The organism is Ruminococcus gauvreauii, assembly GCF_025151995.1.
In the GTDB taxonomy this organism is placed as follows: Bacteria; Bacillota; Clostridia; order Lachnospirales; family Lachnospiraceae; genus Ruminococcus_G; species Ruminococcus_G gauvreauii.
Map to the genome: position 1 here is coordinate 618,979 of NZ_CP102290.1, position 13,750 is coordinate 632,728.

14 protein-coding genes are annotated in these 13,750 nt (G+C 46.9%); 1 reads left to right on the forward strand and 13 read right to left on the reverse strand.

All coding sequences use genetic code 11. The features are described from left to right. Positions 1-28: 28 nt before the first annotated feature. The 4 genes from NQ502_RS03000 to NQ502_RS03015 form a co-directional block, all read right to left on the reverse strand. Complete coding sequence (locus NQ502_RS03000; RefSeq protein WP_049898345.1) at positions 29-2,017, reverse strand: DUF2207 domain-containing protein; 1,989 nt, start codon at positions 2,015-2,017, stop codon at positions 29-31. Positions 2,018-2,030: 13 nt separating this feature from the next. Next, complete coding sequence (locus tag NQ502_RS03005; protein WP_028529629.1) at positions 2,031-2,588, reverse strand: LemA family protein; 558 nt, start codon at positions 2,586-2,588, stop codon at positions 2,031-2,033. Between the two features lie 63 nt (positions 2,589-2,651). Then, on the reverse strand, positions 2,652-3,071 hold the full coding sequence (locus tag NQ502_RS03010; protein WP_028529630.1) for an HIT family protein: 420 nt from the start codon (positions 3,069-3,071) through the stop codon (positions 2,652-2,654). Positions 3,072-3,172: 101 nt separating this feature from the next. Beyond that, entirely contained in the window at positions 3,173-4,366 is a 1,194-nt protein-coding gene (locus NQ502_RS03015; RefSeq protein WP_028529631.1) for an LCP family protein, read from the reverse strand. A gap of 127 nt (positions 4,367-4,493) precedes the next feature. On the opposite strand from NQ502_RS03015, the gene NQ502_RS03020 reads away from it, so the two are divergent. Next, positions 4,494-5,396, forward strand: coding sequence for a carbohydrate kinase family protein (locus NQ502_RS03020; RefSeq protein ID WP_044983482.1), 903 nt, complete (start codon positions 4,494-4,496; stop codon positions 5,394-5,396). A gap of 87 nt (positions 5,397-5,483) precedes the next feature. Here NQ502_RS03020 and NQ502_RS03025 read toward each other — a convergent pair whose 3' ends face one another. From NQ502_RS03025 to NQ502_RS03065, 9 genes are all read right to left on the reverse strand, one after another. Continuing rightward, positions 5,484-6,155 carry an HNH endonuclease family protein gene (locus NQ502_RS03025; protein ID WP_028529632.1) on the reverse strand — a complete coding sequence of 224 codons (672 nt, stop codon included), beginning with the start codon at positions 6,153-6,155 and terminating at the stop codon, positions 5,484-5,486. After that, on the reverse strand, positions 6,152-7,474 hold the full coding sequence (locus tag NQ502_RS03030) for an AAA family ATPase (RefSeq protein WP_028529633.1): 1,323 nt from the start codon (positions 7,472-7,474) through the stop codon (positions 6,152-6,154). Before NQ502_RS03030 ends, NQ502_RS03025 begins: the two co-directional genes overlap by 4 nt. A 181-nt stretch (positions 7,475-7,655) precedes the next feature. Next, positions 7,656-8,099 carry a GNAT family N-acetyltransferase gene (locus tag NQ502_RS03035; RefSeq protein ID WP_028529634.1) on the reverse strand — a complete coding sequence of 148 codons (444 nt, stop codon included), beginning with the start codon at positions 8,097-8,099 and terminating at the stop codon, positions 7,656-7,658. A 17-nt stretch (positions 8,100-8,116) separates the two neighbouring features. After that, the gene (locus NQ502_RS03040; RefSeq protein WP_028529635.1) at positions 8,117-8,659 is read right to left on the reverse strand and encodes a hydrolase; all 543 of its coding nucleotides are present in this window, start codon (positions 8,657-8,659) and stop codon (positions 8,117-8,119) included. A 24-nt stretch (positions 8,660-8,683) separates the two neighbouring features. Continuing rightward, positions 8,684-9,961, reverse strand: coding sequence for an O-acetylhomoserine aminocarboxypropyltransferase/cysteine synthase family protein (locus tag NQ502_RS03045; protein WP_028529636.1), 1,278 nt, complete (start codon positions 9,959-9,961; stop codon positions 8,684-8,686). Positions 9,962-10,044: 83 nt separating this feature from the next. Continuing rightward, positions 10,045-10,206, reverse strand: coding sequence for a FeoB-associated Cys-rich membrane protein (locus tag NQ502_RS03050; protein ID WP_169579927.1), 162 nt, complete (start codon positions 10,204-10,206; stop codon positions 10,045-10,047). Positions 10,207-10,268: 62 nt separating this feature from the next. Next, positions 10,269-11,162: a Fic family protein gene (locus NQ502_RS03055; RefSeq protein ID WP_028529637.1), complete on the reverse strand. Its 894-nt coding sequence runs from the start codon at positions 11,160-11,162 to the stop codon at positions 10,269-10,271. 175 nt (positions 11,163-11,337) lie between these two features. Next, on the reverse strand, positions 11,338-13,377 hold the full coding sequence (gene feoB, locus NQ502_RS03060) for a ferrous iron transport protein B (RefSeq protein ID WP_028529638.1): 2,040 nt from the start codon (positions 13,375-13,377) through the stop codon (positions 11,338-11,340). Continuing rightward, entirely contained in the window at positions 13,367-13,603 is a 237-nt protein-coding gene (locus NQ502_RS03065) for a FeoA family protein (protein WP_028529639.1), read from the reverse strand. Before NQ502_RS03065 ends, feoB begins: the two co-directional genes overlap by 11 nt. Positions 13,604-13,750: the final 147 nt, after the last annotated feature.

Here is a 13,750-nt window from a genome sequence, read left to right on the forward strand (position 1 = left end):
TTGTCCTCTTTGTAAATACGGTGTTACTCTACCAGCTCCCGCCGCCTCCGCCGCCGAAGCCTCCCCCGGAAAATCCTCCGCCCGAGAAGCCGCCTCCGCCAAAACTTCCGCCGGAACCACTGCTGCTCTGCGGCTTCGGAACACTCATGGTTGTGGAAACCGTCTGCAGATTGTGCATCATGCACCTGTGGAACAGGTAGAAATCAAACGCATCCATTCTTCCGGTCGTATTCACATACCAGTCAGGGGCAGGAACAGTGATCTGCTCGAATTTCTTCATCCAGACGTCTGAGAGACCAAATACGTAGGCATACGGCATGATATGATAAAACCAGTTTGGATTATCATCAGCGAGCATCTGCATCCGCTCCAGCTCCGCCGTCTCAATAAAATCCCGAAGACCAATCAGATAGCCCATTCTCTCCGCACATTTCTTTGTTCTCTTTTTCATAAATGCCGCAAGGAGTGCGTTCAGGACGGAAGCCGCCAGAATCACCAGCATTGGCACATACCATGAAAATGTCATGTGCTGACGCACCTTTATCACATAATTGAGCGCAAACACGGCAAGTCCTGCAGCACACAGGACAGCACCCGTGACGATTCCGCCCTTCTGCGAGCTGCTTTTTTTGGCATACCAGTTATCTACCATATAGCACAGATAGATCACCGCCGCCACATACAGCAGCCAGCAGATCAGACTGATCACACCGCTTCCGTCGGCGGAATACACGCTGACAGCCAGAGCAAAGAGGCCGAAAGGAATCGGTGAAAGAATCATTGCCGCTGTTCTGGCAGCCTGAGACTTTCCGGTATAGACGCCTCCGTTTTTCTTTTTGTTCATCTCTTTCTTCACATTGCTCTTCGCTTTCTGAAGCGTAGGCGCAAACTTATATTTCAGTGAGGAGAGCATCTTACGTTCGCCGACCGGCGCATGTTTCCCGAAAATGCCGTCAAACACATCCTTTTCATATCCTCTGGCATCATCCGGCAGTTCTCTTCGTTTTATAAACGTCAGTGCATCATTCTTCCCCTCTTCTATCGCCAGGCAGCCTTTGTCCGCCCAGTACACAATCAGCGATACGATATCCCTGTCCTGGACGCTGCCGTCTATGATGTATCCCACCGCAGCGCTGTCGAGGCCTTCCGGAGGTGAGTACTGTATAGAGGGATAAATTTTTTCATCTCTTCCAAACAGAAAGAACAGAAGGGCGATGACTATTGTCAGTATAACACCTGCAGCCATCAGATAATATCCCTCTCTGTCTGCCGATCTGACTCCCGTGAAGTAACTTTCCGGCATCGGGGCATAGCACGTCAGGCCATTGCCCACCGGAAGCGGCTGTTTCAGCACTCCCGTCAGTGTGTTTCCATCCCAGGACATATCCAGGATCTCAGATCCGTCTTTGCGTTCTCCATAACGTCCGTAGTAAAACTTAAGGATCTCATGGTTGAAATCACCCGGAAAGCTGACCGTAAATCTGCTTCCAGCCGGTATCTCGTTCTGCCATCCATTCGGAAAAATATTACAGTACACTTCCGTATAGCCGTACTGAGTCTTCGGTTTCAAACCGTAAGTAAAGCTGTATGCGGCGGCAGTCACCATGGAATCTTCGCTTCCGAAGCGAAGCACCACATTTCCGTTTTCCGTCGATTCGTCTGTCTCCGTATTGGAACCCGTCAGGTCAATACTTGCCCGGTAGGGAACATAATCGACTCTGCCGTCCTCCGCCCCGGTGATAAGTCTGCCCCTGTAGGGTATATAGCGGTAAATCCCGTGGCGCGGGGTCACGAAGTCAACGTCGATTCTTTCTTCTATTGTGTAAGAATTATCCTCATGTATTTCCACACTGGTGTCATAGCTGTTCGTCGTCATGTAAACATCTTCCTGGACGCTCTGAACCTTATCTGCAGTTCCTGACGAGCCAAATGCTGTAAACAGCGTGCCTGCATTTGTGACCAGCAGAATGAGGACAGCCCAGACGGCAACAACCATTACCTGTTTCAATCGCTTCATATTTGCCTCTCAATCAGAATGAAACTTTAACGCTCTCGCGTTCTGCAGCTTCATTCACCTCATACAGCGGCTTCCTGCGGAATCCAAAAATTCCTGCCAGCAGATTTCCCGGAAACATTTCGGTTTTCGTATTATACTTATTGACAACTCCGTTATAATACCGTCTGGAGCCCGCGATCTCTTCCTCCACTCTGGAAAGCTGTTCCTGGAGCTGCAGAAAATTCTGATTGGCCTTCAGATCGGGGTAGCCCTCGGATAGTGCAAACAGAGATTTCAATGTGCCTGTCAGTACATTATCGTTTTTGATCGTCTCCTCAGGCGTTCTGGATGTCATCGCCATGTTTCTCGCCGCGATCACCTTTTCCAGCGTTTCCGATTCATGCTTTGCATAGCCCTTGACCGTCTCAACGAAATTCGGAATCAGATCGTATCTCTTCTTCAGCGAGACATCCATTGCCGAAAATGCTTCCTCCGTCTTGTTTCTCAGTTTCACAAAACCGTTGTAAGTGCCGGCCAGCCACAATATGAGCAGGACGACGATCACCAGAATGATAATCAATGCTGTTGTCATACATTACACCTCTTTCTTCCAAAAAGACGGGGAGCTTTCGAAAAACTCTCCGTCCTTTGTCTTTTACAGATTCGCCTTGATTTTACTGATCACTTCATCGTACTCTTCGTCACTCAAGAATACTTTCTCAGGATTCATCGCGAACACCTGTGTCCATTCAAATCCATCTTTGTATTTCGGTACAAGGTGGAAATGCGTGTGGCCTGCAGTATCGCCGTAAGCTCCGATATTGACTTTATCGGGGCTGAATGCTTTCTGAATAGCTGCCACTACCTTTGCCATATCGGCAAAATATCCGTTTCTCTCTTCATCAGACAGCTGTGTGATGTCCGGAACGTGAGATTTTGTTGCAACAATACATCTTCCTTTATGACTCTGCTCTTTAAACAGATAAACCAGTGCGTTGTCCAGCTCGCAGATTTTGAGGCCGAATGGCGCTAAAAACTCGCCTTCAACACAGTATGCGCATTTTTGATCCTTCATATTACCCTCTCCTTTTAACTGTAATGGTTTCTCATAAGCAGCAGAAGATCTCCTGCTTATGCATAAGTATACCTCTTTTGCCGAAAATTCACAATCCTTTTTTACGATTCCGCAGATTCCCCGGCCGCCTCTTCGTCCGTATTCTCCTGCAATTTTGAACCGTAAAGCATCTCCTGCAGCTTCGGAATCGTCTGTTCCCAGTCAGGCATCAGCTTTTCATTTCTTGAGACAAACATGCCGTCATAGGGAATCCTGTCTTTCACCAGCTCATAGTGAAGCATCGACGGAACTTTGCCGAGAAGTCCCCAGAATTCATTTTCCGGTATATTATGTGTGACCAGCGGCATCAGCCGGTTTGCCAGTTTATCGATATCCGGGATACTCATCTGGCGGATCTTCTGTGTGAGCTTCATCAGGACTTCACGCTGCCGCTCAGTCCTCTGATAATCCGAATTTCCCACCTTGCGGATCCTGGCATAGGCAACCGTCTGTATTCCATTGCATTCATACGTACCTGCCCCCGGTATCATATACTCCGGGTAGCGGTCCTCGATATTCATATTCTGGCACATGTGTTCCATCGTCTGATTTGCATTTGCCGCTTCTTTTTCGGTGAATGTGATCGAGATCGCTCCGACTGCATCGATAATATCGATCATGTCCTTAAAAGAAACCGCCATATACCGGTCCACATTGATTTTGAAATTCTCGGTCACTGTCTCAGCGAGCAGAGGTCCCCCGCCGTTTGCATACGCCGCATTCAATTTGCGGTATCCGATCCCCGGTATATCCACACATGTATCCCGCATCAGGGAAACCATACTGATCTGCTTTTTCTCGTAGTTCACAGACAGCAGGATCATGGAATCGGAATTTGCATTCTCCGTACTTGTGGTCCTGTCCACCCCGATGAGAAGCACATTATACACATTTTCCTCCGTCATGACGTTGCTTTCGCCGCGATACTTTTTAATATTTTCCTGTATCGCCTGCAGCTCTTCATCAACCGGCTCTTCTTCCGCCGGTTCTTTTGCCTGCTCCTCCGGTATTGCCTCCTGTACCTCGCTGTCCGGCACATAATTCGACTGCGCAAAATAACTGTGCCCTTTCGCATACACAACCGAGGCACACAGCAGGATCATTGCCAGCACAAAGAGACTGCAGTTGGCAGCAGTCTTCCACTTATGTTCTGCAGCACAATGCACATGCGATGCCACATCCTCCGCAAAACCAGCCGCAATCTGAGTGACCTTTTTCCAAACTGTCCGTCCGGCCTTTTTCAATTTTTCGTTCATCTTACACCTGCCCTCATTTATGTTAATTTTATTATATATAAAATGTCGAAAAATACAAGATTTTCCCGATGAAAATTGTGTTATAATTTTAATGTAACGGAGAAATCATTCAAGGAGGAGTCACAATATGCCGTACGATGCAATTATCATAGGTGCTTCTATCATCGATATCCCTGCCGGGCCTGTGGATGCATCCGTATTTTCCACGGGGTCGCATCCGGTAGACCGGCTTGCCTTTCAGGTCGGAGGCGACGCCATCAATGAGGCGACCGTCCTGTCCCACCTGGGAGCTGATATCAAGCTGGTCAGCAAGATCGGCAGCGATCCCGGCGGAGATTTTATCCTGCAGCACTGCAGCCGCCACAGAATTGATACCTCATCCATCGTCAGAGATCCGTCGATGGATACCGGAATTAATATCGTACTGATCGAAAAAAACGGGGAGCGCAGCTTTATCACCAGCAGAAGCGGGGGGCTGCGGCAGCTGAAACCCGAGGACATCGACCTGTCTGTATTTTCAGAGAGCTCCCTGCTGTGCTTTGCAAGTATTTTTGTCTTTCCGTATTTTCAGAATGACGACCTAGTCCGCATCTTTTCAAAGGCAAAGGAGCACGGGATGACGCTCTGCGCTGATATGACAAAATGTAAAAACAAAGAGACCACTGAGGATATCCGGGAAGCACTGTCTTATCTGGACTTCGTATTTCCAAATCTGGAGGAAGCACAGATGGTTACCCGGAAAGAAGATCCGGATGAGGCTGCGGACGCCTTTCTGGACTGCGGCGTCAAGCACGCCGTCATCAAGCTGGGAAAGCAGGGGTGCCTGATCAAAAGCCGCAGCGAACGTATCATCGTCCCCGCCGTTCCTGATGCCGTGTGCCTTGATACCACCGGTGCCGGCGATAATTTTGCCGCCGGTTTCCTGTACGGCCTGATAAAAAAACAGCCGCTGTACGAATGCGGCCGCCTTGCGAACGAGACTGCGGCACGCTGCATCGCCAGGATGGGCGCCACCGCATGGATTGAATAATATCGAGAATAGATTAGCCACACATAGGCAGGGCAGGTGTGATTCAAATGAATCACACCTGCCCTGCCTTTCTCATCGCCCATTATCCTAATATATACCGAGTTGTTTCTCCAACCACGCAATCACAATTCCACAATAAGGTGTAAGCATCCTTTGTTCCACATATCTCTGATGCACTTTTTCCAGAAACGCCAAATATGTATCATGACTTTTATTTCCACATATTTTTCTAATCTCACGTTTTGCCTGGAGCAGAACATTTTTTCTGTTCTCTGGCAATGAACTGGCTTTACAATTTAAATTAAGTGTCTCTTCCACATCTGTTTTTATTTTTATATCATCTGACGTAATATATCCGTCTGATGTATAGCAGATTTTTCTAATCAAATAAATATCGAAGGGATCTACAGTCAGTGGAATATTTTTTCTATGAGCATCACATGTCATATCTTCCTCTTTCACCCCGGGTTGAAGGCTGTTTCCATAACATACACCCAACATACGTTTATAATCCAAGGTACTCGCCGCATCATATATTCCATTCTTTGGGTTTCTGGCACTGTAATGTTCAATCCTGATATCTTCTGGTGCCTTAATCCTGCACATACAATATGCACACAATCCTTTTTGTTCTTCCCACATTTGCCTGCGAATATCTTCACGTGGTTTCGGCGACAATTCTTCATAACATGCTTTTGGATCACTTTTTCTATATTGCAATAAACTATCCGGTTCCCTTCCTCTCCGAATTAATATCACTGCTGCTCCTCCTGCATTTTCTCAAAATCTAAAGTTATTCTTGCTCCACTTATTTCAGGATCAGTACTTCCTACTATTTCTTCTATTTGATTTAGCAATTCCTCTGCATGTTTTATTTCTCGCTTGTCGATGGCTTGATAAAATTCAGATAATAACTGTCGAACGTCTGCCGGACGTTCCCACACTCCCATCACTTCTCTTAAAATAGAATTCGCATCTCGTCCATATGTCTGTTCTGCTGGAACATAAACCTGACTGTTATCAAGAATTCGTATATGCTCTTTCTCAACCGAATTAATGACTGACGGAGCGTGAGAAGTGACTACGAACTGTACTTTTGGAAAAACACTCTGCAGGTCTTTCAATATTGTCTGCTGCCACTCAGGATGAAGATGAAGGTCAATCTCATCAACTAAAATAATACCCGGGGTTTTTTCCAGTACCTGCTCTCCCATCTGAGGATTTAAAACTGCCATCCGATAGGCTATATCGCCAATCATACTTAGTGTATTCTTATATCCATCACTCATCTCATTAAGTGCAAATCTGCATCTTTTTTTGGCATCATCTGTATATTCCATTATAATTCTGTGTGTATCCAGATCAAAAGTGATTGCTGGATCCTCAAATCCACTGATTTCCCGGAAACATTTACAGATAGCTTCTTCCACTACCTTTAATTGTATTATTTTTTCTACTGTACCGGTTTTTTGCTGGTTCTGCAGACTTTTCAGCGTCATTTTTTCAAACCAATTCAACATCATTTTTTCATTTGACTCAGCCGCCATACAGTCCAGATAGCCTACCTGACGGTTAAACTTTTGAAGGGATTTTAAATTTCTTTTTTCTTTTTTCTGGGCATAAAGCCTGCCCGTTCCATAATAGGATAGCACAGGTAAAACAATTTCCGCATTCCCCATCATGATCTGTTCCTGCATTTGTTCCGCAATATGAATAATCTGCTGTGCACCCTTTAATGTCGTTTTTCCTCCACTGGAATTAAGTGAGCGTGTCCATTTTACATCTGCTTTACCGTTGCATATACCATAACCCGTAATTTCTACCGGAAACTGCTGCTGCGCATCAATAATTCCATCTAATTCATAGAATTTATATCTTGCATCCTCTTTATGAATATTTCTGCTTATAGTTCCCTCTATTCCGCATAAAAAAGAGCTGATTGCTATCGCTATTGCATCTAATATAGTAGACTTCCCTGCCCCATTTTTACCGACAAACAATGTTAAATGATCATCTAAAAAAAGAGCTGTCTCCTCAAAGCATCTATAATTTTTAATCTGGAGCGTATTTAATTTCATTCTATGCACCGCCTCATTTTCATTGAGCATGATTCCTTCCCGTTCGCTTATTTTTTATTATATCCAATAACTGCCACGCTAACAAGGACTTTGTCCTCAATAAATCAATATATCCACCGAAATCAATGATGTTAGAACATTGGTTCCAGTGGATATCATACTTGCCGTCTATCTTTTTGTGTTATCTGTCTTTTATCATCTGGTCATAACTCATGAAAGTAAAGCCCAGCTTTTCATACAGCCGCACTGCACCCTCATTACTCTTCGTCACTTCCAGGCGGAAACGTTTCGCCTCGGGGTATTCATCGAACAACCATTCGAAAAACTGTGTCCCGTACCCCTTTCCCCGGCATGTCTCATTCAGGTAAATTTCTTCTATCATCACGGTAACTCCGCCGGTCTCACACGCATAAAAGCATGTGATATAAGCAAATCCAACCGGCCGTTCCCCATCCAGAAGCATCACGCCGCGCAGCAGCGAACCGTCGCGCACCGCATCCGCAAATGTCCTCCTGAGGATGCTGTCGTCCACCGTATGATCGACCGCATCACTGTGATAGAATTCATGAACCATCGGCAGGACCAGTTCCTCGTCTTCGGCACACATCTCTCTTATCTGCAACATAACTAAGACTTTCCTCTCTATTTGATCAGTTTGGATATCGTCTTAAAGGTATCCGAGCCGGCTTTCTCCAGCAGCTCAAACAGGATCGACTCATACGTACTCACCAGGATCCCCTCCTGGATCGCACGGCTGACCGCCGTGTCTTTGTCACTCTTTTTCCTTGAACTCACGCAGTCCGTGATCAGTATAGGCTGATACCCGTGTTCCTTTAAGTCAATACAGGTCTGCAGCACACAGATATGAGTCTCGATGCCGCAGATGATAATATTTTTCTTTCCAAAACTTTTTACTTTCTCGGCGATCGCCTCGTCCTTCCAGCAGCTGAATGTCTTTTTGTCAAGATATTCATCCGTACCCGCCGCCTCGTAAACAGACTGTACAGAGTTTCCCAGTCCCTTTGTGTACTGCTGTGTGATCATCATGGGAATATCAAGCGTCCTCAGCCCTTGGATGAGAATCGATGCATTTCTCTCCAGTTCCTCCCCCTGATACATCACTTTCATCAGGCTTTCCTGATAATCCACGATCATCGCCATCGTATCTTCTGCCTTAATCCTCATACTCATTCTCCTCTTCTCTTGTCGTTAAACCGCCTCAAGCGCCTGCTTGAGATCCGCAATGATATCATCAACATTTTCAATGCCGACAGACAGACGGATCAGATCCGGAAGTACCCCCGCCTCAGCCAGCTGCTCATCGTTCAGCTGACGGTGTGTATGGCTGGCAGGATGCAGCACACAGGAGCGCGCATCTGCGACGTGCGTCACAATCGCGATCATCTTTAGGGCATTCGTAAAGCGCATCGCCCCGTCTTTCCCGCCTTTTGGTCCGAAACACAGCACCCCGCAGGTACCGTTCGGCATATATTTCTGCGCCAGCTCATAATACCTGCTGCTCTTAAGACCCGCGAATTCTACCCATGCTACCTTCTCATGGTTTTCCAGAAACTCAGCAACCTTCAGCGCATTTTCAAAATGACGCGGAACTCTTAAGTGCAGCGTCTCCAGTCCGATGTTCGTCAAAAATGCATTCTGAGGAGACTGGCACACTCCCATATCCCGCATCAGCTGCGCCGTTGCTTTCATGATAAATGCCTTCTTTCCAAACCGCTGCGTATAGATCACCCCATGATAGGAATCGTCCGGCGTCGTCAGCCCCGGATACTTATCCGCATATGCATCCCAGTCAAAATTACCGCTGTCCACGATACAGCCGCCCATCGCCATGGCATGCCCGTCCATATATTTCGTCGTGGAATGTACCACGATATCTGCTCCGAATTCAAACGGACGGCAATTGATCGGAGTCGCAAATGTGTTGTCACAGATCATCGGGACGCCGTGCTCATGAGCCAACGATACGAATTTATCAATATCAAGTATAACTCCTGCCGGATTGGATATGCTCTCCGCAAACACCGCCTTTGTATTCGGACGGAATTCTTTTTCTAAAATTTCTCTGTCCGCATCCTGATCCACCAGCGTCACGTCAATCCCAAAACGTTTCAGTGTCACTGTCAGAAGGTTCGATGTCCCACCGTATACCTTTGCCGCGCAGATCACGTGGTCACCCTCCTCACAGATATTCGTCACCGCCATCAGTGTCGCAGACTGTCCAGATGAAGTCAGCATGGCTGCCACACCGCCTTCCAGGTCGCAGATCTTCTGAGCTACGGTATCACAGGTGGGATTCTGAAGTCTGGAATAGAAATATCCCTCCTTCTCCAGGTCAAACAGCTTACCCATCTCCTCACTCGTCTCATACTTAAATGTGGTGCTCTGGTAAATAGGCAGCACACGCGGCTCGCCATTTCCCGGCTGCCACCCGCCCTGCACACAGATTGTCTCTTTCTTCAACTCCATGCTTTTATCCTCTCTTCTCCATATCTTTCATTCGTCACGTTATCCCTTATTTTAACGCGTCCGGCGTCACTGTGCAAGGAGATTTATTCTCCCTTATCCCGTTCTTTTGTGCAGCACTTTGCCTGTCCGGGACAGCTGCCGCAGTCGCAGTCACAGAACTTACCCTGCCGAAACTGCCGGATTTTTCTCACGATGACCCAGACTGCATATGCTGCAATCACTGCGATGATGATAAATTCAGCCATTCTCATTTCCTCCTGTGTTTCATATAGCCGGATTACCGCGTATCGAATACCCTCGCTTTATTTTATTCTTTCAACATTGCTAAATAGTTGTCCAGTCTTTCATTCACATATCCTGCAAATAATTTCTCCATTGCTCCCAGATTATGTTTCACATGGTATTCGTCAAAAGCATTGTAGTACGCAATTCGGTCCGCAAATTTGATGTCAATCGGCGGATATCCGGCTTTCATCAATTCCAGATTCACAAGCAGGCGGCCCGTGCGGCCGTTGCCATCGATAAACGGGTGAATGCCTTCAAATTCAATATGAAACCGGGCAAGCCGGGGAATGATATGTTCTGTACTATTTCTATACGCCTCAAGCAATTGCTCCATATTAGGCTGAATCAGATATGGCTGCACTGGCTCATGCTTTGCACCCATAATTCTTACCGGAACTCTTCTGTATATACCTCTGTCATCTTTTTTATCCGCTAATACCAGATAATGGATTTGCTTGATAATACTTTCTGACAAAGGTATCTGATCTTTCACTAAATCCCGAACAAAATCGAAGGCTTCCTTGTGTCCAACTGCCTCCATGTGATCTTTCAACGGTTTCTGATCAATGGTCAGACCTCGCAGAACCATATCGGTTTCTCGAAGAGTCAGCGTATTTCCTTCGATTGCGTTGGAATTATAAGTATACTCCACTACAAATTCCTCTGTCAATCGCTCTGCCTCTCCCTCTGTCAAAGGACGTCTGGAATCCATCTCTTTTTTCTTTCTGTCTATATTCTCAAGCAGACTTTCCGCAGACTTATATCGACCATCCTCTGGTTTTTTCGCTTCTTCCGGAATCTTCCAACTGCGTCCCTCACGGATAACACCTGGAATTTTACCCTCTGAGCATAATATCCGTACTCTTCTGTCTGTAATGCCCCATTTCTCAGCCGTCTGTTTGACTGACATATACATAATTCTGCACCTCGCTTCAGACAATAGTATACTCTATTATTGGAATAACAGCAACGCCATCGGAATAATACTTTCCATTTTTCGGAACAATGTAAAAGCCCGAAAGATACGTTTTCTCTTCCGGGCAATTATTGAACACCTCTTATTTAAACGTCGGTCCCCAGAATTCAGAAATTCACAACATACTCCCAACCTGATAGATCAAAAACGTCACAACCCACGCCACACACAGCTGAAATCCAGCGGTAAGGAACGTCATTTTCCAGCTTCCGGATTCTTTCTTAATCGTGGCAAGCGTCGCGATACACGGGATGTAAAGCAGGCTGAAAGTCATCATACAGTACGCATTCAGCATTCCGAATCCTGCAGTTCCCAGGATTCCCGCCAGAGTGGCCATGCCTGCCGCACTCGTGGCATTCCCCACCCCGAACAGTACCGAACAGCTGGATACCACGACTTCTTTTGCAGAAATTCCGGCGATCAGTGCCACGATGATCTGCCAGTACCCCAGTCCGATCGGCGCAAAAACAGGAACTACCGCTTTTCCGATCAACGAGCCGAAACTCTGTGTGATATCACTGACAAATCCCTGCGGTCCAAAGTTCAGTACAAACCACATCACAATAGAAGCGATAAAAATCGTTGTTCCGGCCTTTGTAAGGTAATCCTTCACCTTTTCCCACACATAGATCCACACGGTCTGGGCACTCGGCGCCTTATATTCCGGCAGTTCGATCAGCAGATTGTTTTTAGCCTCTTTCCGGTCAAGGATATGTAAGACGAACGCCACCAGGATCGCCACAAAAAGCCCCAGCACATACATGGAAAAAGCTGCAAACATCGCGTAATCGCCAAAAAACATCTGTGAGAACAGTACATAAACCGGAAGTCTTGCACTGCAGGACATGAAAGGTGTGATCAGAATCGTCTTCATGCGGTCCGCACGGTTTTCAAGTGTGCGTGAAGCCATAACGGCCGGAACCGTACACCCAAATCCGAGAATCATCGGTATAAACGCCCGCCCGGACAGCCCCATTCTTCCCATCAGACTGTCCATCACATACGCCGCGCGCGCCATATAACCGCTGTCCTCCAAAAATGCCAGCGCCAGAAACAGAATAAATATATTCGGCAGAAATGTCAGGATACCGCCTACCCCGGAGATGATGCCGTCCACTACCAGCGAAATCAGCCACCCGGCGGCACCGACTGCATGCATTCCGATATTCACTTCCTCCGCGATGAAGTCCAGCAGGATTCCCATATATCCTTTCAGCCAGTCACCCAGCGTGAATGTCAGCAGAAAGACAAGCGCCATGATACAAAGGAACATCGGAAAACCCCAGAACCGGTGCGTCAGCAGCCGGTCAATGCGGTCTGTACTCTCTTCTTTCTGTTCTTTGTTTACCAGAACTTCACGTATGACTTCCTCGATAAAATCATATTTTTCATTGATGATCTGCGATTCGCAGCATTTATCCGTGATGCCTGTCAGATCCAAAGGATATGTCTTCTGTGTCTCTTCATCATATTCCAGAAGTTTGATCGCATAGTAACGCGCTTTTGGAATGCCCGGATATGTCTCTTTCAGACGTATTCTGACCGCGTCAATCTTATCTTCTATCTCATCACTGTATACCATGACAAATTCATTGTGGTGCTGATGCCTGTGTTCTGTGGTAATATCATGGTGGTGAATGAGCGGCTGTTTCTCCTCGAAATCCTTATGATGCACCACGGCATGCATCAGGATATCCAGACCCTTTTTCTTCCGCGCGCAGACCGGAATCACAGGTATCCCCAACATCTCCGGCAGACGGTGAAGGTCGATCTCCATCCCGCGTTTTTCCACAATATCCATCATATTAAGAGCCAGCACGACGGGCTTTCCAAGCTCGATCAGCTGCAGCGTCAGATAAAGATTCCTCTCCAGTGATGACGCATCCGCCACATCCACGATCACATCCACTTCATCGCTCAACACATACTGCCTTGCCACCACTTCTTCCATGGTATAGGAGGTCAGACTATAGGTCCCCGGCAGATCCACCAGCTGGATATCGAACTCCTGAAATTTCATGGAGCCTTCCACTTTCTCCACCGTAACACCCGGCCAGTTTGCAACCTTCAGGTTGGCACCCGTATAGGCATTGAACAGCGTTGTCTTTCCGCAGTTTGGATTCCCCATGAATCCCACACGTATCTTATTGCCCATTGCCGCCATCCTCCCTCACCTCGATATGCTCTGCTATACTCTTTCCGATGGCAAACCGGGTGCCACGCACCTTGATGACCATCGCCCCCTTTTTTTTCTTATTCATAACCAGAATCCTGGAGTCTCCCGTCATTCCAAGCGCCTCCAGCCGCCGGTCAACATTCAGCGGCAGATCCATATGCACCACACGGTAGCTGCTGTCAACCTCTCCCTCTATCAGTTTCATCTCGCTCCCTCTTCCCTATCGGTGTTTTTTCTCAGTTAGTTGAGATTAATCTTAGCTTACAATGTTTCTCTTTCTCTGTCAATCCTACTTTTCAGACTGTGCAATAATCATAAATGAAATGTGTGCTCTAAAAAGGACCGCCGCAAA

Bases quoted from the DNA above. Each gene is read 5' to 3' on its own strand.
- NQ502_RS03000 (WP_049898345.1), bottom strand. From the start codon at position 2,017: ATGAAGCGATTGAAACAGGTAATGGTTGTTGCCGTCTGGGCTGTCCTC.
- NQ502_RS03005 (WP_028529629.1), bottom strand. From the start codon at position 2,588: ATGACAACAGCATTGATTATCATTCTGGTGATCGTCGTCCTGCTCATA.
- feoB (WP_028529638.1), bottom strand. From the start codon at position 13,377: ATGGGCAATAAGATACGTGTGGGATTCATGGGGAATCCAAACTGCGGA.
- NQ502_RS03035 (WP_028529634.1), bottom strand. From the start codon at position 8,099: ATGTTGCAGATAAGAGAGATGTGTGCCGAAGACGAGGAACTGGTCCTG.
- NQ502_RS03015 (WP_028529631.1), bottom strand. From the start codon at position 4,366: ATGAACGAAAAATTGAAAAAGGCCGGACGGACAGTTTGGAAAAAGGTC.
- NQ502_RS03010 (WP_028529630.1), bottom strand. From the start codon at position 3,071: ATGAAGGATCAAAAATGCGCATACTGTGTTGAAGGCGAGTTTTTAGCG.
- NQ502_RS03030 (WP_028529633.1), bottom strand. From the start codon at position 7,474: ATGAAATTAAATACGCTCCAGATTAAAAATTATAGATGCTTTGAGGAG.
- NQ502_RS03050 (WP_169579927.1), bottom strand. From the start codon at position 10,206: ATGGCTGAATTTATCATCATCGCAGTGATTGCAGCATATGCAGTCTGG.
- NQ502_RS03055 (WP_028529637.1), bottom strand. From the start codon at position 11,162: ATGTATATGTCAGTCAAACAGACGGCTGAGAAATGGGGCATTACAGAC.
- NQ502_RS03065 (WP_028529639.1), bottom strand. From the start codon at position 13,603: ATGAAACTGATAGAGGGAGAGGTTGACAGCAGCTACCGTGTGGTGCAT.
- NQ502_RS03020 (WP_044983482.1), top strand. From the start codon at position 4,494: ATGCCGTACGATGCAATTATCATAGGTGCTTCTATCATCGATATCCCT.
- NQ502_RS03045 (WP_028529636.1), bottom strand. From the start codon at position 9,961: ATGGAGTTGAAGAAAGAGACAATCTGTGTGCAGGGCGGGTGGCAGCCG.
- NQ502_RS03040 (WP_028529635.1), bottom strand. From the start codon at position 8,659: ATGAGGATTAAGGCAGAAGATACGATGGCGATGATCGTGGATTATCAG.